Below are 25,792 nucleotides of genomic sequence, written 5' to 3'. Positions count from 1 at the left end.
CGTTCAGTATACCATTTATGGAAAGAATAATTGCTGTTACATTGCACAAAAAGAAACCAATGAGAGAAGATAAGTCTCCCATTGGTTTCTTTTGTATTATTTCCTTTAAGTTATTCTACCTTATCCAGAAGCCCGATAATAAGTGTGATTGCCTCCGCCCGGGTAGCTGTCTGCGCTGGTGCAAAACGATTACCACCCACACCGCCTACCAGTCCGGCTTCTACAGCAGAAGCTACATACGGAACTGCCCATGCTGGAACACCGTTGGCATCTTTGAAGTTTAGTTTCGCATTAGAATCCGTAGGGATTCCGCCTGCCCGCACGATCATGGTGACCATCTCGGAGCGGCTTAATGTTTTGCCTGGACCGAAAGAACCATTTGCGTAACCATTGATAATACCCAAGGATGCAGCAGCTGTAATGTAAGGCTTGGACCAAGATGGAATCTTGTTTTCATCCGTATACTGAACGTTGTCGGTTACGTTATTCAGATTCAACGCACGACCCAGCATTGTGATGAATTCCGCACGTGTAACCTTCTGGTTGGGACGGAATGTATCGTCGCCATAACCATTCACGAATCCAGCTGCAAGCGCCCGATCAATGGCAGACTTGGCCCAGTGCCCGGCCGTATCTTTCAATGGTGGTGTATTTTCACCATTTCCATTATTGCTTGATCCTGTATCCGTCTCATTCCCCGGATTACTTCCGTTGCCAGTACCGTTGTCTGGACCGTTGTCGGTTGCCGTATCTGCACCGTTTCCTGAGGAGTTATTTCCGCTGCTGGACCCATTACCTGTGCCTGGATTCGACGTTCCTGGATTGGATGTACCAGGTCCGGGATTCGTTGTCTCTGTCTTCTTCACAATACCAAACTGATCGATGATGAACGGAGTGGCCCCATTCACATTCTGATCAATTTCATACGTTATCGCGGTCAGTTTGCTACCCTCTATCGTAATACCCACAAAGTTTTGGACCTGGCTACGTTTTGGACGACGGCTGTCACTTGGGTCCGGGCCATATTGAGCCGCATGATTTTCTTCCGCGCGCTCAAAAAGGCTGTAGTAGGCCTCTCCCAGACTTGTGCTTTGATTTTTGTAATATACTTTTGGACCCGCTGTTGCCGGAATCAGATAGATTGTGCCATCGGGATTCACAGAGTACTCCATCTTCTGTCCATTTTGTATTTCCGTGATCATCTCTGGTTGACGTGCCTTCCCCTTCTGATCAATCGGTTTCGTGCGGGCATAGATATGATCATGCCCCTGGAGAACAAAATCAATGCCAAGTTCCGCCATGATCGGAGAAATCTTGGAGCGTACCCCATTTGCTCCCATAATGTCAGAGTCTGTTGCATGATTAGATGTTGTGTATGGGCCTTTGTGAATGTTAACGATGACCCACTCTGCTCCCTTTTTCTTGGCAGCCTGAACATCTTCCTTCAGCCACTTGACTTGCTCTAACGAAAAGTTGTCATACTCCGTTGAATCCTCATTGGAATTCAATATCACAAAATGCGCATTGCTATAATCGTAAGAATAATAAGCTCCTGTTTCTGTTGCCGAATTCGCCGGAGGCTGTACATTAAAATGATCGATGAAAGCATAGTTTTCATCCTCATGATTCCCGGAGGAAGGGACAATGGTCGTATTCAAAAGGCTTTCCTGTGAGTGTCCAAGCAGCCAGTTCCACTGTTCTTCTTTGACACCTTTATCAACAATATCACCATTGTGCACAACGAACTGAGCATCGGGTACCGTTGTTAGTGCTTTGGCCAATGTCTCGGAGGACAGAATAGCCTCATCTTCTTCCTTAGCTTGCGTATCCGCTAGATCAATGAAGGTGAATTTGCCTTTTGCCGGTGCTGTACGGAACGTACCTGTTGCACTCCATACTTGCTTGTTAGCGTCGCCAACACGGAAGAAATAGGTCGTATTCGCTTTCAGATCTGTCGCTTCTGCTTTGTGCATGCGCTCCGTTGGAGCATTGGCAGGCTGGGCAGAACGCCCTTCAAACGATTTGGCTTGTTTAAAATCAGGTGTTGCTGCTGTTTTCTCTACGACTTGAAGGTCGCTTTGCACTAATTTATCGGAAGTATACCATGTAAAACCTTTGCTCTTGGTCGGATCTCCATGGAACGTTACCGTTATTTTGCTAATTGGTTCCGGAACGGGAACTGTATCTGTTTCTTTGAGAATTCCGAATTGATCTACAATGAATGGCTCACCGTTATGGGTATGTTGGTCAATCTCATACGTTACAGCAGTAAGCTTGCTGCCATCGATTGTGAATGACACGAAATTCTGAACCTGTCCTCTGGCTGCACTCGTAGTATCACCATACTGCCTTGCATGGTTCTCTTCAGCACGTTCGAACAAGCTGAAATATGCTTCACCTAGTTCGGGTTTTTGGTTCTTGAAATATACTTTTGCCCCTGCGGTAGCTGGAATCATATAGATCGTTCCATCTGGCTTAACTGCGTATTCGATACTCTGACCGTTCAGCGTCTCCGTTATTTTGGTAACGTCTTCAGCCGTACCGTCGCTCTTAATTGGTTTTGTCCGTGCATAGATATGGTCATGTCCCTGAAGTACCAGATCGATACCCAGTTCGTTCATCAACGGGGCAATTTTCTTTCGTACACCATTCGCGCCGATGATGTCGCTGTCCGTAGCGTGATTGGATGTTGTATACGGCCCTTTATGGATGTTAACGATGATCCACTCTGCTCCGGCAGCTTTTGCCTCTTCAACATCCTGCTTCATCCATGCCACTTGTTCATTAGAGAAGTTGGCATACTCAGAGGAGTTTTCATTAGAATTCAGTACGATAAAATGAGCTTTGCTGTAATTATAAGAATAATATGCACCTGTTATTGTTGCAGCATTGTCTGGCTGCTTCAGGTTAAAGTGATCGTAAAATGCATAATTTTTGTTCTCATGATTGCCTGCGGATGGTGCAAGGGTCGTGTTCATCAAACTGGATTGGGAATGACCAAGTAACCAGTTCCATTCCTGCTCTGACGTTCCATTTTCTACAACATCACCATTATGAACAACAAACTCTGCATCTGGAACCTGGCTCAACGCTTTGGAGAGTGTAGCGCCAGATAGAATAGCCTCATCCTCTTCCTTCGCTTGAGTATCCGTCAGGTCAATAAACGTAAAGGCTCCGTTAGTGGGAGCTGTTTTGAATGTGCCAACCTCACTCCATATGCCTAAGTCTTGATCGCCAACGCGAAAATAATAGGAGGTATCGGGTGTCAGTTCTGTTGCTTCGGCCTTATGCACCATCTCTCCCGGGGAATTGGAAGCCACGGATGAGCGTCCATTGAAGCTTTGCGCCTGACTGAAGTCAGCAGCCGATCCTTGGTTTGGTACCACTTGGACAGTGCTTTGTGTGGATGCAAGAGGTGTATACCAAGTGAAGCCTTTACTCGTTGTTGCATCACCATAGAAGGTAACCGTTACTTTACTGATATCCAGTGATGGCGCTTCCGCCAATGCTTTAAGCTCCATGTCAAAATACAAATCTGAGCTGCTGTCGCTTTGTTGATGAACTTCGACTGCAATATCGTTGTTGCCATCCTGCAAGTAGGCTTTCAGCGGCTCAGTCAGATCTATATCCTCATACATTACAGGTAGGTCCTGACTTGAGGTTGCTTTGGTTGTGTACTGAATCTCGCCTTCAGGCATGCCAAAGCGGCGGACTTCCACACCGTTCACATAGATTACTGCCCCATCATCAATACCGAATGTGCCGAGAATCTGTCCGTAACCATCAATTACATCCTTGTTGACGGTCAGGTTTGTTCTTAGATAGGTTGTACGGTGTTTTAATTTTTTGTCCAGACCATAGCTTACTTCCGTTTTGAGAGGTCCGAAATAGGAAGTGCTTATGCCATTGCCGTTATCCTTGTAGCCAAAAGGAGCGGATCCAAACTCCCACAATGAATCATCGTATGAAGCCCGCCATTGCGATTCCAGATTCTGTCCCTGATCGAAGTATTTCCAATTGGCGTTGCGTTCTAACAGAATGTCAGGCTCAGATAACGATGCGGCTTGAGCTGAACTCGCTCCCCCAAATCCCGCGAACCATCCGAATACCAAAGAAAGCGATAACAGGATGGGTAACATCTTTTTGTAGAGGTGACTGATCATAATTCTCTCCCTTATCTGTTTGATAGATTGGCTTATGTAACTCCAAACAAACCTAGCATAACAAGAGGAGATCAAGGGTTCATTTCCTAAAGGTAAAACTTATGTAAAGAATTACATTTTATAAATTTCATATAAGACTAGCTAATACAATTGCATATTGAAGGGTAACTTATGTTGAATGAGAGCCTAAACAGAGGGGGTTATAAGATTGAATGAGATCAATACATGGTTAAAGCAATTCGCACATAATTATCTCCTTATTGTCATTGCAGCTGTCTTATTTTTTGTGTGTAAGGCCTTGATTGGATTTTATACCTATAGACATTACGACAAGAAACTAATGGTTTTGATTCAAAAAGTGGATATTCTCCTTGAGGAAAAAAACAAACTTGAATAACAACGAGTCCTTGTTTGATTTCAACATCTTACATAAAATAACTTCAATGGGCGATACTACAAAAAAATCTCCAGTTTGGAGTGATGCCAATGAAACAAGCCACAACCAAAATCAATACCTCTGAGGTTATTGTTGTGGTTATCAACTCAATACTTGGAGCTGGAATTCTAACACTCCCTCGGACGATTAGTAAAGCAGTAGGAACACCAGATGTATGGATCTCCGTCATTCTATCTGGGGTTATCGTGACCGTCATCAGCCTGATGCTTGTAACGTTATGTCGCAGATTTCCCGGTAAAACGGTGTTCGAGTTTCTTCCTGAAATCACAGGTCATTGGATTTCTTATCTGTTGGGACTTGTAATTATCGTATATTTTGTTGTTCTTTGTTCATTCGAAGTCAGAGTCATGGCTGAAATTACAAGCATGTATATTCTTGAGCGTACACCTAGCTGGGTAACCATCATGGTTAGTTTGTGGATTGGCATGTACATGTTAAGCGGCGGCCTTAAGGTCATCACCCGAGTCTTTGCGCTTGTCATGCCTGTTACACTATTGCTACTCGCGTTGGTTTTCCTTTTAAGCAGCAAAATGTTTGAACTCAACAATCTCCGGCCGCTACTTGGCGATGGATTTATGCCTGTGTTGAAAGGGCTTAAGCCTTCGTGTCTCTCCTATTCCGGATATGAAGTATTGCTAATTATTACAGCTTATATGGCGGACCTAAAAGCCAGCAATAAAGCCGCTATATATAGCATACTTAGTTGTACGATCATATATTTGATCACAATTGTCACCGTGGTAGGAAATTTATCTTTGCCAGGAATTCAGACGCGGATGTGGCCGACGTTCGACATGGTTCGAAGTTTTGAAATTGAGGGATTTCTTTTTGAGCGCTATGAATCGTTGTTCATCGTGTTTTGGCTGATGCAAATTTTCGCGACCTATGCCTTTAAGCACTATTTTGCGTCTATAGGTATTCGAGATTTGTTTCGTATCAAACCTATTACCAGCATACAATTCGCGATGTTACCTGTCTTGTATGTCATTGCGTACTTGCCTAAAAACCTGGAGGAAACGTTAGCTTTGGGTGATTTTCTCGGCAATATGTCCATTTTTTTATTTGGCCTGTTGCCGTTGTTGCTGCTGATTATTAGTTTAATACGTAAAAAAGGCGGAAAGCAAGCATCTAGTGAAGCCCTAAAGGCAGGCTGAATGTTGTGTTCTTCTTCATGGATGGGCTCAGGAGAACTTTTTCGTTCTCCTGGCTTCAAGTGTGAATCGAAATAATAATCCTCGAACATCAAATTTTCGTAATTTGACTAGCTGTCGCTTCATCCGTAATGAGCATATTAATATATCCCCCGCGTAAAGCAGCCAGAATGCAGTCGATTTTATGCAGACCAAAGGCCATGCCCACCACTGTTTTTGTCTTCTTTAACTGCTCAAGTCCAAGGCCAATCACTTTATGATTAATGGGATGATCTGTGATCGTTCCTTCACGAGTGATAAATACGGAATTAATATCCGCAACCGTATTCAATGCTTCTAATTCAGCTAACACTTGCTCATTCAGATAACCCGATCGTTCCATCGTTGACATGGAATACGGATTTCCGATCCCCACCAGAGCGAGATTGATATTCTCCCCCTCTTTCAGAACAGCCGAAATATTAGACATGCCAATAATTTGCTCCCTTAGCTCTTCTGTCTCAACGACTGCGGGAGCATACAATGTATCGCAGGTCACACCCATTTTTTTGGATAACTCATAGGCGATCTGGTTAGAGTGCATCTCATTTCGTGAATTTCCTGTTCCACCGACCAGTGGAATGATTTTGACGTTCTCTTTTTTCTCCAAAGGGAACTCTCGCACCATATGATAGAGCGTATTGCCCCATGAGACACCAACACGGTCACCGTTTTTGATCAGTTTTTGAACAAATTGCGCGGCAGCCTTGCCTACTGCACTCGACAACAACTCTTTATTCAGATCCTTCGTTGGAACGACCAGTACCTGTTTGAGGTTAAATAAGTCTTCCAGTTTTTTCTCCAATTTGGACGTCTCGTAATCATCATCGTGAATGACAATTTCAATAATGCCCTCTTCCCTCGCATGCTGCAGCATCTTGGATATGACCGGCCTGGATACACCAAGCTTCTCAGCAATTTTCTCCTGTGTCCAGGATTCATAATAGTACATCTTACAGACTCTGATCATATTTTTGCGTTCGTCTATATTCACATATAAGTCCGCCTTTTACGTTTAAATTTCCCTGCTAACACATTTCCCACTATAAAATGGGATTCGCGGCGGAGTCAAGCCAGGATAACTTTTCCAAAAGCATTTTTACAAAAGATTGACTTTCGTTTGACACGAGAGTAACAAACCCTTTTTACAATTGTAACTGTACGGAACATTTGTAAAGAATGCAGATCAAGACAGACAGAGGTGCAAAGATGAATGTGAAGATATTAGGTTACTGGGGTGGATATCCCGCCGCTGGCGGAGCAACTGCGGGATACCTTGTAACCACAGATGAAGGGCAGATTTTGTTGGACTGTGGCAGCGGCGTGATGAGTAAGCTCCCCACCGAGACATGCGTGGAAGATCTATCCGGTGTTATTTTGTCTCACCTGCACCATGATCATATCGCGGATCTGGGAGTCCTCCAATATGCTGTAGCAGGAGCGATTCGCAATGGTCGTATGGTGAATAAACTGAAGTTGTATGCGCCGGATAGTCCAGTGGAAATTCTGAATGGTCTATATGGTGAACATACCGAGGTCATCTCCATTGATCCTTCATCCAAGATTCAGCTTGCTGGCGCGGAGATCGAATTCGTACAGGTGAAGCATACCATTACATGTTACGCCGTTAAGATCACATATAAAGGCAAAGTACTGGTGTATTCCGGTGACACCTCCTACTGTGATTCCCTGATCGAAATTGCTCGTGATGCAGACATCTTTCTATGCGAGGCTACGATCTGTGAGGGCAGCGTGCACACGACCGGCAAAGGACATATGAATGCCCTTCAAGCAGGCATGATTGCTGGTCAGGCAAACGTCAAGCAGCTTGTCCTTGTTCATCTTCCCGGAGATGGCGATCTGGAGTATATGCGGGATGAAGCAAGTCGCTCTTTCCAAGGGCCTGTGGATATACCCGAACCACTTCGTATGTATGTTGTGTAAGTTAATCCCTCCAGGAGGAATATGTTCATGTACAAATTGTTAGCCCTTGATCTGGACGGCACGATGCTTAATCCAGACAAAGTGATAACCCTCAAGACACGAAGCTCCATTCAACAATTAATGTCAGCAAATGTGAATGTCACGATTGCATCCGGACGCTTCCCCGCTTCCGTATGGTTACACGCTCGGGAAGTCTCCATGAATTTCCCACTGGTAGCCTTGAACGGGGCAGTGACAGTAGATCCCTTGACAGGACAACTGCTTGATGGTGTTGCACTCAAAATAGAAGATCTGCTGTTTATGTTGGATATCATCGAGCAAGAAGGCGTCTACATCCATTTCTATGGATACAATGTCCTCTATGTTCAAGAGATTAATGATATCAATAGAAACTGGGCCGTGAACAATAAGGTCAACAGACCGGAATTAGATTCGCCAGAAGAACTTGATGCTAAACAGGCTGATTTTATTCGCTTCGTCGAAGTTGGACAGGATTTCAGAACCTTTGTAAGCCAGATGCCAGACATGCTGTTCAAAGCAGCGGTTATCTGTACAGACCAAGACTCACGCGAGAAACTATTTCGTATCCTTGATGAATCAGGGGTGTTCCGGTGTACACGGACCGGAAGCTTGCGATTTGATGTTAATTCCGTCGGAGTTAGTAAACGTGGAGCACTGGAGCGATTGTGTCATGAACATCATATCGAACGTGCGCAGGTAGCTGCAGTCGGGGATTATGATAATGATCTGGACATGCTGCAATGGGCAGGATTAGGAATCGCCATGGGAAATGCAGAGCCTCATGTGAAGGAAATCGCTAATGTTGTTACTGGCAGTAACACTGAAGATGGTGTTGCGCAGGCAATCCATACGTACTTGTTATAACTTGCTCTAATTATTACTTTCACTTTCCCAATTTCGTAACCCAATACATGATCAGCTAGACACCAAAGGAGAGATTATCTGTGATTCCATTCAAAAAGTCGTTACTACTGCCCCTTCTGGCAGGCATGATTGTATTCAGCGGTTGTTCTGCACAGGGACAAGCCACCCCAGATCAAGATAGTTCAGGTGCAGCTTCGAGCACAGTCTCAGGTAAGCTTTCCTTCTATACATCCCAGCCTGAGGAAGATGCAGGCAAACTGGTCAATGCGTTTAACGATAAATATCCAGATGTTCAAGTCAGCATCTTCCGTTCTGGAACAGAAGAAGTCACTGCGAAACTTCAGGCAGAACGCCAAGCTGGTAAAACTCAAGCGGATGTACTCCTGCTGGCCGATGCAGTTACCTTTGAAAATTTGAAAAAGGACGATCTTCTTCAAGCTTACAAGTCGCCGGAACTAAGTGCAATTCCCACCGATCTGGTTGATCCGGATGGCATGTACGCCGGCACGAAGGTTATGGCAACGGTACTCGCTACCAACACCCAAAAGGTCACAACTCAACCGACATCGTGGCAAGTGCTGACCCTGCCGGACAGTAAGGATGCAAGTATTATGCCGAGTCCCCTATACTCTGGCGCAGCAGCATACAACATCGGTGTATTTAGCCGTACAGATGGATTTGGATGGGATTTTCTTCAGGAGACGAAGATGAACGGCATGTCCGTAATTAAAGGAAACGGTGCGGTTATGAAGGCTGTAGCCAGCGGTGAAAAATCATATGGCGTTGTTGTGGATTACCTCGTGGCACGTGAAAAAGCGAAAGGTTCTCCGGTTGAACTGATCTATCCAGAAGAAGGTGTTCCCATCATCACAGAACCGATCGGGATCATGAAAGAAGCTGCTAATGTGCCGGCTGCTCAAGCCTTTGTAGATTTCATTCTCTCTGAAGAGGGGCAGAAGTTGTCTGCTGAGATCGGTTACTCCCCTATTCGCGAAGGCGTTGCACCACCGGAAGGATTGAAAGGTGTATCGGAGATGAAGATTTTGTCTGGCGATGCGGCCAAACTTGCAGCTGATCGGGAAACAGATAAACAGCAATTCATTAATGTGTTTGGCGAGTAAGGATTGGAGCTGTCGGAATGGAGAAATTGAAGAGAAACATGATCGTTCTAAGGGGACAAGATAACGGGCGTAAGTCCGTTTTCTCCCTCCCCGGCCTGTTTCGTTGGAATCGATTGATCGCCCTGTTGAGTGCTATAGCTGTCCTGTTATTCTTTGTATACCCCATCCTGAAGCTGGTTCTTCTCAGCTTTCAGGGTGAACAAGGCTTAACGTTATCTCATTATAACGAATTGCTTCAACAGGAACGTTTCTGGTCCACACTGCGCAATACCGTGTATATCGTCATCGGTTCAACTGTATTCTCACTCGTGATTGGAACCGCACTAGCCTGGGTCGTCGCTTATACGGATATACGACACAAATCGGCTCTGCATATGGGAATCATGCTTTGTTTTATTCTTCCCTCTTATGTTCTCACGTTGTCCTGGTCTTCTTTTACCGGTTCACAGAGCTGGCTTGCACATGTATTGCAATGGATTCATCCTGATCTGGCTCCTTGGAGCATGTATAGTATGGGCGGTATTGTGTTTGTAATGGGGATTCACCATTTTCCATTAGTGTATATGTTTACGTTGGATGTACTACGTAAAATTCCTCGTGATCTGGAGTGGGCGGCTAGAGCCGGCGGTGCAAGCAGGATCGATGTTTTCCGCCGGATTACGTTGCCACTTGCCCTTCCGGGTCTAACGGCAGGCGGATTGCTGGTTTTCCTGGCTTCGCTGGACAATTTCGGGATACCTGCCTTCCTTGGCACGCCTGTGAATATTTCTGTTCTCAGTACACTTATATATGAAGAGATTATCGGATTCGGACCTTCGGCATTTGCCCGTGGGGCATCGTTATCTGTGTTGCTCGGTGCTGCTGCGGTAGTCGGCAGTCTGTTGCAATGGATTCTTTTACGAAAAAGTCATGCTTCGGATACGATGCAACCCGACCTTACCCCGAGATATGAGTTAGGTCGCATGCGTAAGCCGCTAGCCTTCGCTATATGGGCAGGTCTCGCACTGATTACGATTATTCCGTTATCTTCAATGATCTCGATGTCTTTAAAAAGAGCGTATGGTCTCGGTCTGACTCGTGCCAATATGACCCTGGATAATTATAGATATATCCTCTTTGAGAATGAACGTGTATGGCAGGCGATTCAGAACAGCCTTGTCCTCTCTCTTGTCACGATGCTGGCTTGTCTGATTATTGGCTCAGGGTTTGCTTATATCCGGGTACGTAAGCCTAATCGATTCAATAAAATGGCGGAGCTGGCCACTGCTGTTCCCTATACCCTTCCCGGTATTGTGTTCGCACTGTCCATGATTTTGGTGTGGATGGAGCCGGTTCCTGGCTGGAACCCTGGCATCTATGGCACCATGACCATCTTGTTTATTGCCTACATCTGTCGATTCCTTATTCTTCAGATCCGCTCAAGTGTCACTTCATTTATGCAGCTGGATGCATCCATGGAAGAAGCAGCGCGGATCTCCGGAGCCGGTTTCTGGCGTAAATGGACTGCTGTTCTGTTACCCTTACTGCTGCCGGGTATTCTGACCGGAGGTATGTTGGTCTTCCTGACCGCCTTGACCGAACTTACTGTATCGGCATTGTTGTATTCATCAGGTTCACAGACCATTGGTGTTACCATATTTAGTTTTGAACAGGCGGGAGATACCCTCTATTCAACTGCCTTGTCCAGTCTGATTGTCGCACTTATTGCGGCAGGCGGCGTAATTTTGCTCATTGCTCAACGCTGGGCAACTCGTAAGGGAGTGAAGTCATGAGTATTCAGATTCAACAGGTTAGCAAATCATTCGGAAGTTATCAGGCCCTTCATTCCATTAACTTAACGATTGAGGATGGCGAATTCGTGGCGATTCTTGGACCATCAGGCTGTGGAAAAACCACATTACTGCGTATCCTTGCCGGATTTGAGCAGCCAAGCAGTGGTAATGTTCTGATGGATGGCAAGGTAGTGGCCGGTTCAGGGACATTGCTACCTCCGGAAAAACGCAGAATCGGCATGGTGTTCCAGTCCTTCGCACTTTGGCCGCATATGAATGTGTCGGAGCATGTCCGTTTTCCCATCCGAACGCATAAATCAACGCCTTCCCATATTAAAAATAACGAGCAGAACCGCATTCAGGAAGTCCTGAACATGTCGGGGCTGTCCCATCTGGCAGAACGTATGCCGCATGAGCTATCTGGAGGACAAAAACAACGCGTTGCTATCGCACGCGCCATCGCCCCCCAACCGTCTTTGTTGCTGATGGATGAACCCCTCAGTAGTTTGGATGCCATGCTTCGTATGGATATGCGGCGTGAGATTCAGCAAGTACATCGGAATACGAAATCAGCTGTAGTCTATGTGACGCATGATCAGGGGGAAGCCCTTGCCATGGCTGACCGAATTATCGTAATGAAGGATGGCCGGATTGAACAGGCTGGAACTCCGCAGGAGATTTATTTGCGACCAGAGACCGAATTCGTGGCGAGGTTTGTATCGAAGTCCAATTTGGTCAAAGGTCACTGGGATAGAGACATGTTCATCCCCGAGGGCGGTATGAATATTGCTTGGCCTGGCAAGCAGGTCGCAAACTATTTTAAATCCAACGGGTTGTATCCTGTTAGGCCGGATCAGTTCCATTTACAGCCTTCAAGTCAAGCTGGAATATTGGGCGAGATCGCCAATGTCCAGTTTCAAGGGAAAGAATTTCACTATGATATTCGCAGTGATACGAAACGTTGGGAAGTCATCTCCCCTTTTCCTTTCGGCTTGAATGAGCAAGTCAGTCTGAGTCTTTCTTCCGTCGACGGGGAAGGAGTGTGACGTTGTGGCTCAAAGTCCAAAACTGATTTTCTTTGACATTGATGGTACGCTGCTCGACCGCCATAATCGAATTCCCGTTTCCGCGAAACAAGCCGTTCTTGCCTTAAAGGAAGCCGGACATACGGTCGCTTTAGCTTCAGGGCGCTCTCCGTTTATGTTGGAACAGATTCGGCTTGATCTGGAACTGGATTCTTATGTTAGTTTCAATGGACAATATGTGATGCATCAAGGAGAACTTATTCACAGTAAAGCCATTCGTTCGGATGCTTTGAATCAATTGTCTGCATTCGCTGAGTTGTCGGGACATCCACTCGTTTATCTGGATCATTCACAGATGAGTTGCAGTCAGGAGTATCATGCACATGTAGACCTTTGTCTAACTTCGCTTGGTGTCACGCATCCTGGGTATAGAAGGAGCTTTTGTACAAACAGACTCATCTATCAGACGATGTTATTCTGCTCCTCAGAAGAGGAAACGGTATATCGAGATAGGTTCCGTGATCTACACTTTATACGTTGGCATCCGTTGTCCATGGACGTTCTACCTGCAGGAGGCTCCAAAGCCGAAGGGGTTTCCCGACTCGCAGACCGCTTGGGGTTTTCCCCTGAACAGGTGTATGCTTTTGGCGATAACTTCAATGATATGGAGATGTTCCGTTATGCAGGATACAGCATTGCCATGGGCAACGCCCCACATCCTCTACAACAACTGGCGTCACATGTTACAGCAAGTGCGGAGCAAGACGGGATCTGGCATGGTCTGAAATGGGCAGGTTTGTTGTAGAGAAGTAAAGCACCCTCCTTTATGTAAGAATATGAATGCTAAAAAGACCTCTTCTATATGTAGAGGTCTTTTCAATTTGATTGTTACTACCTTTCGTAATCCATATAGGATACTGCATAGACCACACAAAAAGCAAAAAAAGCCGCTCTAATAGCGACTTTTAATGGTTATATGATTTCTGTGTGATGTAGTTTGAGACCCAAGTCATGTAAGCTACTTATTTATTGAACGTAACCTTCTCCGTACCGCCTTCAAAAATGATGGATGTGTCCCGCGGCTTCGATTCCGCGATTTTACGGCCGCCTCTGAAGGAATAAAGTACACCGGATTGTTTCCGAACAGCCTCATATTCATTCTCTGCTTCAAGTACGATGAAGTTGGCAGGCTTACCTTCTTCAATTCCGTATACATCCTCGATGTGTAACGTTCTTGCACTGTTTTTCGTAATGAGGTCGATTGAATTCACGATCTGGTCATAACCAAGCAACTGGGAAGCATGAATCCCCATATGCAGCACTTGAAGCATGTTGCCTGTGCCGAGCGGATACCACGGATCGAAGATGTCATCGTGACCGAAGCATACATTCAGACCTGCTTCCTGCAACTCTTTGACACGCGTCAGACCTCTTCTCTTCGGATACGTGTCGAAGCGCCCTTGCAGGTGAATGTTGACCAGCGGATTGGAGACAAAGTTCAAATCAGCCATCTTCAGCAAACGGAACAATTTGTACGTATAAGCGTCATTGTATGACCCCATCGCTGTCGTGTGACTTGCTGTTGTGCGTGAACCCAGTCCACGCTCGTAAGCCTCCTTGGCAACGACTTCAACAAAACGGGATTGCTCATCATCGATTTCATCGCAATGGATATCGATGAGACGATCGTATTTTTCGGCCAGATCAAACGCGACCTTCATTGAATCAACGCCGTATTCTCGTGTGAATTCGAAGTGTGGAATGCCGCCGACCACGTCAACGCCCATTTTCAACGACTCTTCCAGCAATTCTGCCCCGTTTGGATAAGAGTGAATGCCTTCCTGTGGGAAAGCAACAAGCTGGATGTCCATATATGGAGCCATTTCTTCTTTTACTTCAAGCATCGCTTTAACGGCGATCAAGCTTGGATCGGTAACGTCCACATGGGTCCGCACATGCTGGATTCCCTGTGCCAATTGCCACTTCAGTGCCGTTTTGGAACGTGTTTTGACATCCTCATGTGTCAAGAAAGCCTTGCGCTCTGACCAGCGCTGGATACCTTCGAACAGCGTTCCGCTTAGATTCCACTCCGGCTCGCCTGCTGTGAGCGTTGTATCGAGATGAATATGCGGTTCAATGAACGGTGGGAGTACAAGCGATCCGTTGACATCCAGGATCTCTTCATTTTCGGTCACTTCCAGGGATTGTGTGATTCGTTCGAACTTCCCGTCTTTCACAACGATATTCCATAGTCCTTCTTTACCCCGCAATTTTGCGTTCTGTATAATCATTTATTTTCCCCATTTCTTTGGATTCTTTCGCAGGAACAATCAGCATCAGGATGATATAGGCCACTGCTGTACCAAGCAGTGCGTTCAATGGTGTTACACCAGGAGCCAGTTGGGCGAATGCCACGCCGATGGCCCATGCGACCATCGCTATCCAGTTTACATTTTTGAATGACATGTCGGCAAATGGCTTATAGTTTCTCCGTTTTACAATGAAGTAATCTGCGATAATAATAGCCCCGATGGATGGTACCGCCGCGCCCAGTACGTTCAGGAAACTGACGAAGTTGTTGTACATCCACATGGCGAATACGGTACCGACGATGCCGTTTACGATGACGAAGAATTTCTTCGAAATTTTGGTGATGTTGGCAAAACCAAGACCTGAAGCGTACAGCGCATTATCGTTGGTTGTCCAGATATTCAAGCCCAGAACGATGATTGCCGGGATGATTAATCCTTGCAGGAACATGACCTCCGAGATATCGGCCAGGTTATAAGCCATTGCACCAACTGCACCGAACAGAAACATGAGTGAGTTACCCAGGAAGAAGGCAATCACTGTTGCGGTAACTGCCTGTTTGGATGTCCGTGAAAACCGGGCAAAATCGGGTGTCAGCGTTCCGCCGCTTATGAATGATCCGATACAGATCGTCAATGCTGCCGCCGCGGTAAGCGACTGAGTCGGCGTGTAATCAAGCAACCCTTGCAGACCCCCCAGCGAACCTGCGCCTTCGAACATGGAGTAACCACCGAGAATGGCAATTGCAGGAACCGCGATATATCCAAGAATGACGAGTGACTTCATGCCGAAGATGGCTGACGCTGTCATGGCAAGTCCAAACACGATGATCAACAGGTACACGTTCCAATCCATGGCTTTGGCGACCGGAATCGCGAACATGGCTACGCCGACTCCGAACCATCCAACCTGTGTGAATCCCAGCAGGAACGAAGGCAGATACGACCCTTTTGCACCGAACGCATATTTAGCAAGCAAATGTGTGGACAGGCCCGTTTTGGCAGCGATATGTGCCAGTGCCCCTGTATAGATACCGAGCACCAGATTGCCTGCAAGTACGATGCCAATGAACTCCATGAACGTCAAGCTTACGCCCAACGTCCCTCCTGCCAACATACTTGCCGAGAAAAATGTGAAACCGAGCATGACGGATAACGTCTTCCAAAAGTGGTTTCTTTGCGATTTCGGCACAGCTTGCCATGAAAACTCTTGATCTTGTTTGCTCATCAGAATACCCCCAACATAAAGTGTATCTGATACCAAAAAAAGCAGAAAAAAGAGGCTACTCGTCAAGTTATACACTGACAAGTAGCCTCTTTTTGCATCATAATCCGCGCGAAGACACAGAGCATCCTATTACGAAATATGCCCTGATTCTCGCGTGATTATGAAATCCGCTGCCCTTGCCAGCCTCTCTGGACTGAATTAAAGGTACCAGTATTCAATTACATCCTATTATTTTGGAAAAACCTGCAGTTGTCAATGTCATTATTATCCAAGGTTATTAATTCCTTATATAGCAAGCTGTTTTTGATCACGCATACTCCGATGACAGCGCACCTGCGGATCGAAAATAATGCAACGAACAATTAGATGCACGCATTGACATATGTACAAATAAATTCACTGCGTTTTTTTCATTGTAAGCCCCGGAAATGGCACCTATAATTACATTGTAATTGATAATGGTTATCAATGGGAAAAAGAGAACTCAGGGGGAAACAATGATGAACAGTACAATTAAGAAACACCTATTCATATGGGGAGCATGCTTTCTTCTTCTATCCGTCCTTGCAGCATGCAGCCGTTCGGAAAGCGCTCCTTCACAAGAACCTGTGAAGACCAACGAACAAACGACAAAAAGCTATACAACCCAAACAGACGAAGTGATCGAAATACCAACTCAGCCTCAACGAGTGATCTATCTTGGTTCAACACTTGGAGATCTCCTGGCAATGGATATCCCCGTCGTTGGAGCCAATCTGATTCATGCTTCCGAAAGCTATATTGTAGACCGATTGGAAGGTATTGAGGATGTCGGGAACCCTGGTGATTTGGAGGCAATTACGGCCTTGCAGCCTGATTTGATTTTGAATGGTTATAACCAAGATGCTGACCGAAACGCTGCTTTTTCGAAGATTGCGCCTACCATTCCGTTCAACTCGGCGTTGCCATTTACAGAACGCGTACGAGAGCTTGGCAACATTTTTGGCAAACAGGATGAGGCAGAGCAATGGATCAGCAGATTTGATACAAAAGCGGAAGCGATGTGGGACAAGCTGAATGTGGCAGAGGGCGAGACAGCGACCATCTTCTTGCAGTTGGGTAAACAGCTCTACGTGATGGGTAATCGCTCCTTGGGTGTAGTCTTGTATCAAGAGCAAGGATTTGCAATTCCACCAGCAATTCAGCAAAACATTATCGACAAGGATCAAACATTTATCCAACTTTCGGAAGAACGAATGCCGGACTATGCAGGAGATCATCTCTTTGTCCTTACGCTCGATAATGACGAAAGTCGAGCTGAATCTGAACGCTTGCTACAGAGCACTTTGTGGAAAACGTTGCCTGCCGTTCAGCAAGGACACGTCTATACAGCTTCAGCCGAATGGAATACCGACAACCTGCTGGCACTGGAGCAATTGCTTGATGAATTACCAAAATGGATGAATCAATAATAACGCATTGATGATGGCGTCAAAATCCTCCAAACCCTTTGGGCTATGGAGGATTTTTTTGATTTTATAAATTTATACTGCGTGTAATAAGGTTTGCAACCAAACATTCTCTAACGTGTAAAATGTGGTAAACTAGTAATTGAGAATTATTATCACTAGATCGGAGTGCTCCCGAATGCAAATGGCTTCCCTATACATCCAACTGCAGCAGCATGATCTGCTTCAGCTCACACCACTGCAGGAAACCAAACATCATAATCCATCAACCAAAAGCAAGGATACCAATGAATATACACTGCTTATTGCTCTGGATCATGGAATTCGGCTATTAACAAACCAGATTTCCCAAGATCTGAGCCAAGGCAGTTGTATTCTGCTCCCTACTCAGCAATCCTACATTCTCCAAACGATAAAAGAGCCAGCGCATGTAGCCCGGTTGACCTTTCTTGCTTTTCAAGTGGATCAGTTGACTCTGCTTCCGGCTTGCCCTCCTCTTATTCTGGGCTTTCCTTACAGGCTGTCTCTTTCTACTATAAAACTTGCGTTGGCAAGTGAGGACTGGATTTCTCCGACGCCTTTGCAATCCAACAAGCAGAATCGGTTGCAGGAGAAGAAATTTACGCCTACTTATCATTCAAAATTAGCAGTTACTCAGGCCAGGCTGCAACTGATACTTGGCCTGATGGCTCAGCTTGAAAGTGCTCCTCCGCCAGTGCAAAATGATCAAGCGGTACAGCGTACACTCAGCTATATGGAACAGCACTACAACGAAGATCTGACCGTAGAGTTCTTGGCCGAAATGGCTGGGATGGTTCGATGGCAATATAGCAAATTGTTTAAGGTAATAACTGGTAAGAAGCCGACAGACTACTTGACAGATCTTAGGGTCGAGCATGCTAAAAGGCTACTGTCCAGTTCTACCGAGACCTTGCGTGAAATATCCAGACAAGTCGGTTTTAAGGATGAGTATTATTTCAGTCGGCGCTTTCATCAGCTCACAGGACACCCTCCACGGGAATACGCCAATATACTAAGGCGTACCAGGCAAAGAACGATAACCGATTCCCTCGGCAGGCAGATTTCTCTTCCTGATGCGGTTTTGCGTATCGTAGCTACAGGCACCAATACCCTTGGTGAGTTGCTTGCTATCGGTATCCGTCCAGTCGGCGCGGGTATAACTACAATGAAATCACAAGTCATATATCGAAACAAACTGCATCAGATCCCGGACATTGGACTGCAAGGCGCACCAGAACAAGTCTCCCTACTGAAGCCTGATCTTATCCTGCTAGGCAACTATAGTGAGCAGCAGTTACCTCGACTGGACGCCATTGCCCCTACCATCGTCTATCGCGAATCAACCAGCACTTTTGAGCGTCTTCGTTATATTGCGGATCTTTTCGGTCGAAGCAGAACGGCTGAACAGTGGATCGACCGCTATGAGGAGAGTGTCAGGAGGATACGGCGACAATTGGCGGATGATTACATTGCAGGAGAACGAGCAACTGTTTATCTGGTGCTGGGCAAGAACATATATGTTATGGGACAGACGGGATTTGCCGCTACCGTGTATGAATCACTTGGCTTTCGACCCACTGAATCCGTAAATCAGCTGATCGTTGATGGCAGACCGTGGATACAAATCGATTTTAATAAAATCACGCAATACACTGGAGACCGAAACTTCGTGATGGTACCTCAGGAGGAGTTGAATGTACATATCCCTTCTACACTCCAAAGTTTGGTTGGAATGCTAGCACCCAGTAAAGTACATATAGTAGAAGCTGGCTGGAACTACGATGATCCCCTTACCCGTGAGAGGTTATTGACTGTTCTACCCTCTATTTTTGCTAAGGATGGACTGGCCCTTGTGCCAGCAAATGAAAAAAAATAAACCGCGGAACACGGTTTATTTTTTCAAAATATTTTCACCATTCTATTATATGTGCTCAACAACTTCTGGTAATACTCTTTCGTATTCCTTATACAAAACATAACGATCAACACCTCTGGAAGAGTTAAGTGCTTCATGTGCGTGCTGGATGGCGGTATTGCGGTTTTCTGCTTTGAGTTCAATATAGGCAAGCAATGTTGATCGCATCCACTTTTTCTTAATGGATTGAAGTCTTTCCCGCGCCTCATCACTTCTCCCGTCTTCCAAGAGTAAAATGGTTTCATAATATGTACGGTAGTCCGATAATCCAATATGAGGTACAGCTTGCCGAATAGCAAACATATCTTTGCGATATAATCCATAAGCTGCCTTGAACGAGGCCTGCGTCGATTTCCGTTTATATTTCTGCATAATTTGCTCCATGACTAGTTCTACCTCATCATCAAGTCTGTTCGCAAGAACATAAATAATGTATGTCCCAGGTGTATTTTGCTGCTTAGATAAAAAGGACTCTAGACGATCTATACGCTTATCAAATACTAAAGGATAAAAAACATGCTTAATAAATGCGATAAGAGTGGCTATAAGCACAACCCCTATTGTCAAAAATAAAGAATAGTCATTCCAAGTCATAAACAAAACAAAGACAAACACAGCCAAATAAAAGACGAATTCTGCCCAAGAGTTCCTCATATGTATCTCCTTCGAATAGTAAAATAACAAGCAAGTTATATTATATCAAAATTAATTCCCCTTTTTGTATAATCTTAGGAAACAGAAATTACGAAAAATATTCTGTCCGTCGTAAAATCAAACCTGATAGGATTTACTATACAACAAAAAAGCCGCTATATTAGCGACTTTCAGCTGAAATAATTGAATTATTATTGTGCACTTAATAGTTCTTCAAAAGCTTTTATATTCGTGTCAAAATGAGGAACGGTTTGAGTTTCTTCAGCAGATTTAACCAGTTGTACAACTAAATCATTATAAGGTGTCGCAATTCCAGTACCTTCTGCTCTGCTAGAAACAACCCCATTAATATAATCAATTTCCGTTTTGCGGTTCTTCTCCAAATCTTGAAGCATGCTTGCTTTGAGCAGTCTGGAGGGCTCCATCACGTAACGTAATGTTTTCACCCGTTCAGGGATATCTTCTTCGCTGTTCAGTTCGAGTGAAGCGATGTCGAATCCATTCATTTTAACCAAAGTGACCCCATTGGCACGAGCAACTTTAATTGTCTCGTCCGCAATATGAACTGCACTCACAATGCCGGCTTCTTGATCGATAATGTCCCCGTATTCACCATTCAATGCGGCCGATAAACCACTGAAGGCATTGTTAATCAACAATTTGGACCATTTAGTTCCAACCAGGTTATCGGAAATATGAGTTCCACCCACAAGGTCCAACACCGATTTCACGCGTTGAATTCGTTCGGTGATTTCACCATTTAATTCGCCAATCTGAAAAGCATACTGTTTAAATTGAGTATACTCGGTAGTCAGACTTGACACACCTGGTTCGATGAACGTAGCGCCGAATTCAACGGAGCCAGCAATGACACGTTTTTCACCCACGATGGACGCCACTTTTTCTTCCGGAATCCCGTTCTGCAAGGAACACACCATACTGTCGTCATTCAAGAATGGAAGTAGCTCCTGAAGGATGGAATCGTTGTAGAGTTGTTTGGTTAAAAGTAACACGAGGTCATACTGTCCTGATTTCTGAGCAGGAGTAATTGCTTTTACTTTGGCCTGAAACTCTGTGGTACCCGTCACTTTAGCACCCGTTTGATTTAAAGCATCTACATGTTCTTGATATGCATCAATTAACTCAACGTCAAGTCCGCCATCCGCAAGGTATGCACCTACGATGGTTCCCAAAGATCCTGCTCCTACAATTGCAATTCTCATTTTATTTATCCTCCTTATTTTTCTTCCAGGTAGTTATATACAGGTTGTGCAGCGTTTAAGGTTAGATTGGTAAGGATATGAGAAGCGGACACCACTTCCAACACAGGCAGATCTGCAAGAGGTGCCAACGCATGTTCGAACAGTTGAAGCCGTGCAGGTCCTGTCCAGGCCTCCTTCACTTCGATGTCCGTAATTTGAGTACGGATCAGATCACATATTCTTAAATTCCCGGTATAGTCGGTAGCCATCTTAATCATAAAATTAGGTCGGCAAATTTCACGTTTGGCTAATTCTTTATCCATCTCCACATGTTTATAGCCCATGGTTGCCGTAGCTACACGCAACGTTCCATAATCAAGTGTGCCGACAAGTGTATCTGAATCGGTATATAACTTGGGCGCACCCAGCTTTTTCGGATAGGCGGTGAGCTCTCGACCACTCGCAATTGCGGGGAAATTGTCTACGTACATTGAATGCACATAATCGCCTTCCTCCCCATTGAATTCCACAGGGATAACTTGTCCAGCTTCGGTATAAGCACCCAGCCCAGAAACATCCGGCATCCACATCACTTCGAATTTAACCAGGGGTTCAGTAATTTCGAGAGGTTCTGGTACAGCTGCCCTTAAAGCTTTTTCATCGGTTCGATAAATAATATTCAAGTATTCACGATTCACGAATTTGTACGGTGGCATTGGGTATGCCGGTGCCGTTAGGGGTGTATTCAGATTTTTAGCTATGTTATTCACATCGATTTTCATCAAAGACACCTACCTCATAAATTTAGTTGAATTTTGGTATTTAAAATTTGATCTGTATCTCATAAAAAAATTCTACATCAATATTTAAATTTAATATAATACATAATAAGTACTATATATATTTATCAGAATAAATAAGGAGTGCGAATGAATGGAATTGCTTCAACTCAAATACTTTCAGACCGTTGCCTATATTGAACATATCTCCAAGGCAGCTGCGCAATTGAACATTGCTCAACCTTCCCTAAGCTTGACGATCAAAAGACTTGAGGATGAACTGGGCACCCCCTTATTTCATAGGAGAGGACGAAACATTCAATTGAATTCCTCAGGTGAAATTTTATTGAAACATGTGAACAGGATTTTTATTGAAATTGAAAATGCAGAGATGGAGATTAAAGCGGAGGAACAGAAGATTTCCAATACAATCAGGATCTCGATTACGAATACTCGGTTCCTCACAGGTCTTATTAGTGACTATATCAACGGTTCCCCCGAAACCAAGCTTCATCAAGGCATTGGAACCCGCAGTGAAATTATTACAGGACTGAAGAAAGGCGACATGCATCTGGGCATTACGGGACATCCGATTCAGGATGAGGAGATTGAGAGTGTTGTTCTTGTTGAGGAGGACATTGTTCTGGTTGTGCCCACTAATCATGCACACGGCGGAGAAACAAGCATTTCATTAAATGTTGTTGCAAATGAGCCCTTTATTTCCCTTGCCGATAATAAGGAGTACAGCCGGTTTACAACCATGCTCTGTGAAAAAGCAGGCTTCCTGCCCAACCTTGCATTTGAGGTCGATTCTCATACTTTGCTTGAAATTATCAGGCTTAATCAGGGTGTGGCACTACTTCCTATCTCCGTATGTAGAACACTGGGGTTACGTTATGTAAAAATTGCTGATGATTCAGCGATATATCCAATTAGCCTATCCTGGGTCAAACAAAAATGGTTATCTCCTGTTGTTGGAGAATTTCGTGATTTTATTACTTCGTACTATGAAGACCATGCTGGCTTGTTTAAAGTGGAGTAGGATCTCTTGTTAGAAAGATAAAAGCAAAGACCACGTTAGTCCCTTGGAAGGAATCGACGTGGTCTTTGATCGTTATCTGTTCTTAGCTATACTGCAGTCTATCCTTGTACCAAACGTCCGGAATCATCTCACGTTCCAGTTCCAACAATTCATGGATGATCTTGTCCGCGTCACTGATGGAATTCACAAGCGGATCAGTGAGCATCGCCCTTCTCAGTTTCTCATAGCTCTGTTCCAGAACAGCTTCTACTGTAAGCTCATGGGTATCCAGCACAAGTTCTTGCATCCCTCTTATCCCACGCGGCATCTCGCCTACATGGAGTGGTTTCACCCCGTCCATATCTACATCGCATAGTAGTTCCAGGAACGAATCGGTATTCATATTGGTTACTGCGCCTTGATTGAGCGTATTGATGAAGAATTTTTTGCCCAAGTTCCCTACCATATTCTCAATGATGTCGGTCGCATGATCTGGTCCGAAGCTACTCATGTAATCGGCAATTGGGATGTTCCCCGCTAGAAAGTCATCCACCTGGCGCCACATTTCGTCGTGACGCTCATATCTGTCCTCTGTCTCCCAGATCGATAATGGCGGGATGGCGTCCGCAGTTTTGCCATGGCCCTGCCAATACCGAACGTATTCCTTCGTATGCGCCGTACAAGTGGGAATGATTCCGAACATATCATACAGTTCATAGGTAATCGCATCGTTGAAAAGAGCTTTTGCGCCGCGATCACCGCCATTATTCTCATCACCTGCCAGCTTGCGCATGGCTTCTGCGATTGTAGGCATCACATTTTCCCCTTCATATTCGGCTTTGAGCAGCCAAGTGAAATGATTGACACCAGCGATGCGGAAATCGAATTTCTGATTGATCTCTTCCGTGAACTGGCTATTGTCTCCAATGATACCGGCTCGTACGGCATAATAGGCTTTTTTATGCGGCATATGATGACTATCGCACAGTGCAAACGATTTGAGTTTCGGTGCGTAACGATGTAAAGCGATGCCGTGAACGGTAGACGGGTTAATATAATTGATCACCCACGCATCCGGACACAGCTCCTCGATGTCTTTGGCACACTCCATGATAACCGGCAGTTCCCGCATAGCGCGAAAGATTCCGCCAGGACCAATCGTATCGCCGGAACACATGCGAATTCCATACTTTAGAGAAACTTGGCAGTCAATGCCCCGATACTTCACCGATTGCTCCGCAAAGCTGAGTACAACGAAGTCAGCTCCCGGAAGCACCTGTCTTCGATCCACCGAACCCTCAATCTTTAAGGATACGTTGTTCTCCCGAGCGACCCTCTCCGCCAGTGTTACCATTTTCGATAGCCGTTCCTCGTCCGTATCCACCAAAGCCAGCGTTCCCTGATTCAAATAGGGGGAGTGAACCATCTGCCAGATGGACTGACGACCGAAAAACAGGCTGCCTGCCCCAATAACGACTACCTTCGGATGCTGTGTGTTTGTAGCATTCATTAATAACCCCTCCTCATAACGATATAAGTTCATTATAGGTGAGTGAGCTGGAATCGGAATGTGTGATAGTTTTCAAAACATGTCATATCGTACGATAATTAACAAGAAGTAAAACCTTTGATATGATAGTTAAAAATAGAGGATGTCATAAAGTAGAGAGGAATGAGTTGGGTTAGATGCATGCAGGAACTATAAATATGAGTATAATCGACGAACTTTCGGAGTATATCACACTTCGCATGAGCTCTTATTTGGAACAAACACACGACAGTAATTGGACGGAGCGCAAGTCTCATTCCGATTATGATCTGTGGTTCATTACAGCAGGCTCCGTGCAAATTACCATCAATGGAATCGAGCATATGGCAGAACCGGGTGACGTGGTGTTTTTTTATCCGGATATGCCCTACACGGCTTCCACGACCGGAGAGTTATGCCGATTCGTATACATGCACTTTGATTTCAGCATCGCTGAGCAGAAGCGGATTCTCGGCGAGTTTCAACTCCCCGGCATTGTACCTGGCAATCTGATTCAAGAGGAATCAACGCTGTTCACCTCGTCCTATCAAAGATTCAAGCAGAGTAGCGGCGCTTCCGCCAGTCCACTTTACTTGAAAGCCTCTCTCCTTCTCGTCATCGCCAAAATTTTGGAATTACATGGGCAAGGGCTGTATCACGGTGAGTTTCTGAAAGACCAAAAACCGAGGAAAATTGAAGGAAGTCTGGAAGTTCTGCAGAACGTGTTCCCATACGTGGATGCGAATCTGCATCGTGCCATCCGAGTTAACGAACTTGCCGCTATTGCTGGCGTCTCTGAGAAATATTTTATTTCGTTGTTCAAAAAAATTCTGGGTATTACACCCGGACAGTACATCAATCAGATCAAAATGAACCGGGCCAGAGACTATCTGTATGAGAAAAAATATACGATCCAGCAAATTGCCGGATTTCTGGGCTATCCCGATCCCTTTACGTTCTCCAAAGCATTCAAAAAATTTTACAACGTAGCTCCTTCCAAATTCGAATAACATGCCGCAGACAAACAAAGAGGCAACCGGTACATCCGGCTGCCTCCATACTTGATGAATCATTGGTTATTCATGACGTAGTTTAAGTGCAGGTCCCTTCAGCGTTCCTCATACTCAAAA

At 45.1% G+C, this 25,792-nt stretch carries 20 protein-coding genes; 12 read left to right on the top strand and 8 right to left on the bottom strand.

The genetic code is table 11. The features are described 5' to 3' along the window. Positions 1–110 precede the first annotated feature (110 nt). Positions 111–4,163 carry an S-layer homology domain-containing protein gene (locus OM416_RS01330; RefSeq protein ID WP_264926290.1) on the bottom strand — a complete coding sequence of 1,351 codons (4,053 nt, stop codon included), beginning with the start codon at positions 4,161–4,163 and terminating at the stop codon, positions 111–113. A 208-nt stretch (positions 4,164–4,371) separates the two neighbouring features. Here OM416_RS01330 and OM416_RS01325 point away from each other — a divergent pair, with 208 nt between their 5' ends. Next, positions 4,372–4,560, top strand: a complete 189-nt coding sequence (locus tag OM416_RS01325; protein WP_264926288.1) for a hypothetical protein — start codon at positions 4,372–4,374, stop codon at positions 4,558–4,560. An 89-nt stretch (positions 4,561–4,649) separates the two neighbouring features. After that, complete coding sequence (locus OM416_RS01320; protein ID WP_264926286.1) at positions 4,650–5,774, top strand: spore germination protein; 1,125 nt, start codon at positions 4,650–4,652, stop codon at positions 5,772–5,774. 88 nt (positions 5,775–5,862) lie between these two features. Here OM416_RS01320 and OM416_RS01315 read toward each other — a convergent pair whose 3' ends face one another. After that, a complete protein-coding gene (locus OM416_RS01315) occupies positions 5,863–6,804 on the bottom strand; it encodes a sugar-binding transcriptional regulator (RefSeq protein WP_264926284.1) in 942 nt (313 codons plus the stop codon). 215 nt (positions 6,805–7,019) lie between these two features. Here OM416_RS01315 and OM416_RS01310 point away from each other — a divergent pair, with 215 nt between their 5' ends. From OM416_RS01310 to OM416_RS01285, 6 genes are all read left to right on the top strand, one after another. Continuing rightward, the gene (locus OM416_RS01310; protein ID WP_264926282.1) at positions 7,020–7,754 is read left to right on the top strand and encodes an MBL fold metallo-hydrolase; all 735 of its coding nucleotides are present in this window, start codon (positions 7,020–7,022) and stop codon (positions 7,752–7,754) included. 27 nt (positions 7,755–7,781) lie between these two features. Next, positions 7,782–8,639, top strand: a complete 858-nt coding sequence (locus tag OM416_RS01305) for an HAD family hydrolase (protein ID WP_264926280.1) — start codon at positions 7,782–7,784, stop codon at positions 8,637–8,639. A 125-nt stretch (positions 8,640–8,764) separates the two neighbouring features. Beyond that, the gene (locus OM416_RS01300) at positions 8,765–9,760 is read left to right on the top strand and encodes an ABC transporter substrate-binding protein (RefSeq protein ID WP_413775759.1); all 996 of its coding nucleotides are present in this window, start codon (positions 8,765–8,767) and stop codon (positions 9,758–9,760) included. Positions 9,761–9,777: 17 nt separating this feature from the next. Continuing rightward, positions 9,778–11,532: an ABC transporter permease gene (locus tag OM416_RS01295; RefSeq protein WP_264926275.1), complete on the top strand. Its 1,755-nt coding sequence runs from the start codon at positions 9,778–9,780 to the stop codon at positions 11,530–11,532. Further along, positions 11,529–12,578, top strand: a complete 1,050-nt coding sequence (locus OM416_RS01290) for an ABC transporter ATP-binding protein (RefSeq protein WP_264926273.1) — start codon at positions 11,529–11,531, stop codon at positions 12,576–12,578. The genes OM416_RS01295 and OM416_RS01290 overlap by 4 nt, the downstream gene beginning before the upstream one ends. Before the next feature lie 4 nt (positions 12,579–12,582). Further along, the gene (locus OM416_RS01285) at positions 12,583–13,362 is read left to right on the top strand and encodes a Cof-type HAD-IIB family hydrolase (RefSeq protein ID WP_264926272.1); all 780 of its coding nucleotides are present in this window, start codon (positions 12,583–12,585) and stop codon (positions 13,360–13,362) included. 217 nt (positions 13,363–13,579) lie between these two features. On the opposite strand, the gene OM416_RS01280 is transcribed toward OM416_RS01285, so the two are convergent. Continuing rightward, on the bottom strand, positions 13,580–14,848 hold the full coding sequence (locus OM416_RS01280) for a cytosine deaminase (RefSeq protein ID WP_264926271.1): 1,269 nt from the start codon (positions 14,846–14,848) through the stop codon (positions 13,580–13,582). Continuing rightward, positions 14,817–16,094, bottom strand: a complete 1,278-nt coding sequence (gene codB / locus OM416_RS01275; protein ID WP_264926270.1) for a cytosine permease — start codon at positions 16,092–16,094, stop codon at positions 14,817–14,819. The genes OM416_RS01280 and codB overlap by 32 nt, the downstream gene beginning before the upstream one ends. Positions 16,095–16,591: 497 nt before the next feature. Here codB and OM416_RS01270 point away from each other — a divergent pair, with 497 nt between their 5' ends. Together OM416_RS01270 and OM416_RS01265 are read left to right on the top strand one after the other, a co-directional pair. Continuing rightward, complete coding sequence (locus OM416_RS01270) at positions 16,592–17,545, top strand: ABC transporter substrate-binding protein (protein ID WP_319951882.1); 954 nt, start codon at positions 16,592–16,594, stop codon at positions 17,543–17,545. Positions 17,546–17,720: 175 nt separating this feature from the next. Continuing rightward, positions 17,721–19,439, top strand: coding sequence for an AraC family transcriptional regulator (locus OM416_RS01265; protein ID WP_264926269.1), 1,719 nt, complete (start codon positions 17,721–17,723; stop codon positions 19,437–19,439). Between the two features lie 45 nt (positions 19,440–19,484). Here the strand turns inward: OM416_RS01265 and OM416_RS01260 are convergent, their stop codons facing one another. From OM416_RS01260 to OM416_RS01250, 3 genes are all read right to left on the bottom strand, one after another. After that, a complete protein-coding gene (locus tag OM416_RS01260; protein ID WP_264926268.1) occupies positions 19,485–20,132 on the bottom strand; it encodes a hypothetical protein in 648 nt (215 codons plus the stop codon). A 191-nt stretch (positions 20,133–20,323) separates the two neighbouring features. Beyond that, positions 20,324–21,355, bottom strand: a complete 1,032-nt coding sequence (locus tag OM416_RS01255; RefSeq protein ID WP_264926267.1) for a ketopantoate reductase family protein — start codon at positions 21,353–21,355, stop codon at positions 20,324–20,326. 14 nt (positions 21,356–21,369) lie between these two features. Beyond that, positions 21,370–22,116: an acetoacetate decarboxylase gene (locus OM416_RS01250; RefSeq protein ID WP_264928759.1), complete on the bottom strand. Its 747-nt coding sequence runs from the start codon at positions 22,114–22,116 to the stop codon at positions 21,370–21,372. Between the two features lie 151 nt (positions 22,117–22,267). On the opposite strand from OM416_RS01250, the gene OM416_RS01245 reads away from it, so the two are divergent. Next, positions 22,268–23,155, top strand: coding sequence for a LysR family transcriptional regulator (locus tag OM416_RS01245; RefSeq protein ID WP_264926266.1), 888 nt, complete (start codon positions 22,268–22,270; stop codon positions 23,153–23,155). 82 nt (positions 23,156–23,237) lie between these two features. On the opposite strand, the gene OM416_RS01240 is transcribed toward OM416_RS01245, so the two are convergent. Next, entirely contained in the window at positions 23,238–24,644 is a 1,407-nt protein-coding gene (locus tag OM416_RS01240; protein WP_264926265.1) for a glycoside hydrolase family 4, read from the bottom strand. A gap of 197 nt (positions 24,645–24,841) precedes the next feature. Here OM416_RS01240 and OM416_RS01235 point away from each other — a divergent pair, with 197 nt between their 5' ends. Beyond that, entirely contained in the window at positions 24,842–25,672 is an 831-nt protein-coding gene (locus OM416_RS01235) for an AraC family transcriptional regulator (protein ID WP_264926264.1), read from the top strand. Positions 25,673–25,792 lie beyond the last annotated feature (120 nt).

The organism is Paenibacillus sp. LS1 (genome assembly GCF_026013365.1).
GTDB lineage: Bacteria > Bacillota > Bacilli > Paenibacillales > Paenibacillaceae > Paenibacillus.
The sequence above is the reverse complement of the archived record's forward strand: the minus strand, read 5'-3'. Positions and strand labels throughout refer to the sequence as shown.

Coding starts and splice junctions, on each gene's coding strand:
- OM416_RS01330 (WP_264926290.1), bottom strand. CDS start 4,163: ATGATCAGTCACCTCTACAAAAAGATGTTACCCATCCTGTTATCGCTT.
- OM416_RS01320 (WP_264926286.1), top strand. CDS start 4,650: ATGAAACAAGCCACAACCAAAATCAATACCTCTGAGGTTATTGTTGTG.
- OM416_RS01310 (WP_264926282.1), top strand. CDS start 7,020: ATGAATGTGAAGATATTAGGTTACTGGGGTGGATATCCCGCCGCTGGC.
- OM416_RS01305 (WP_264926280.1), top strand. CDS start 7,782: ATGTACAAATTGTTAGCCCTTGATCTGGACGGCACGATGCTTAATCCA.
- OM416_RS01300 (WP_413775759.1), top strand. CDS start 8,765: ATGATTGTATTCAGCGGTTGTTCTGCACAGGGACAAGCCACCCCAGAT.
- OM416_RS01295 (WP_264926275.1), top strand. CDS start 9,778: ATGGAGAAATTGAAGAGAAACATGATCGTTCTAAGGGGACAAGATAAC.
- OM416_RS01290 (WP_264926273.1), top strand. CDS start 11,529: ATGAGTATTCAGATTCAACAGGTTAGCAAATCATTCGGAAGTTATCAG.
- OM416_RS01280 (WP_264926271.1), bottom strand. CDS start 14,848: ATGATTATACAGAACGCAAAATTGCGGGGTAAAGAAGGACTATGGAAT.
- codB (WP_264926270.1), bottom strand. CDS start 16,094: ATGAGCAAACAAGATCAAGAGTTTTCATGGCAAGCTGTGCCGAAATCG.
- OM416_RS01270 (WP_319951882.1), top strand. CDS start 16,592: ATGATGAACAGTACAATTAAGAAACACCTATTCATATGGGGAGCATGC.
- OM416_RS01265 (WP_264926269.1), top strand. CDS start 17,721: ATGCAAATGGCTTCCCTATACATCCAACTGCAGCAGCATGATCTGCTT.
- OM416_RS01260 (WP_264926268.1), bottom strand. CDS start 20,132: ATGAGGAACTCTTGGGCAGAATTCGTCTTTTATTTGGCTGTGTTTGTC.
- OM416_RS01255 (WP_264926267.1), bottom strand. CDS start 21,355: ATGAGAATTGCAATTGTAGGAGCAGGATCTTTGGGAACCATCGTAGGT.
- OM416_RS01250 (WP_264928759.1), bottom strand. CDS start 22,116: ATGAAAATCGATGTGAATAACATAGCTAAAAATCTGAATACACCCCTA.
- OM416_RS01245 (WP_264926266.1), top strand. CDS start 22,268: ATGGAATTGCTTCAACTCAAATACTTTCAGACCGTTGCCTATATTGAA.
- OM416_RS01240 (WP_264926265.1), bottom strand. CDS start 24,644: ATGAATGCTACAAACACACAGCATCCGAAGGTAGTCGTTATTGGGGCA.
- OM416_RS01235 (WP_264926264.1), top strand. CDS start 24,842: ATGAGTATAATCGACGAACTTTCGGAGTATATCACACTTCGCATGAGC.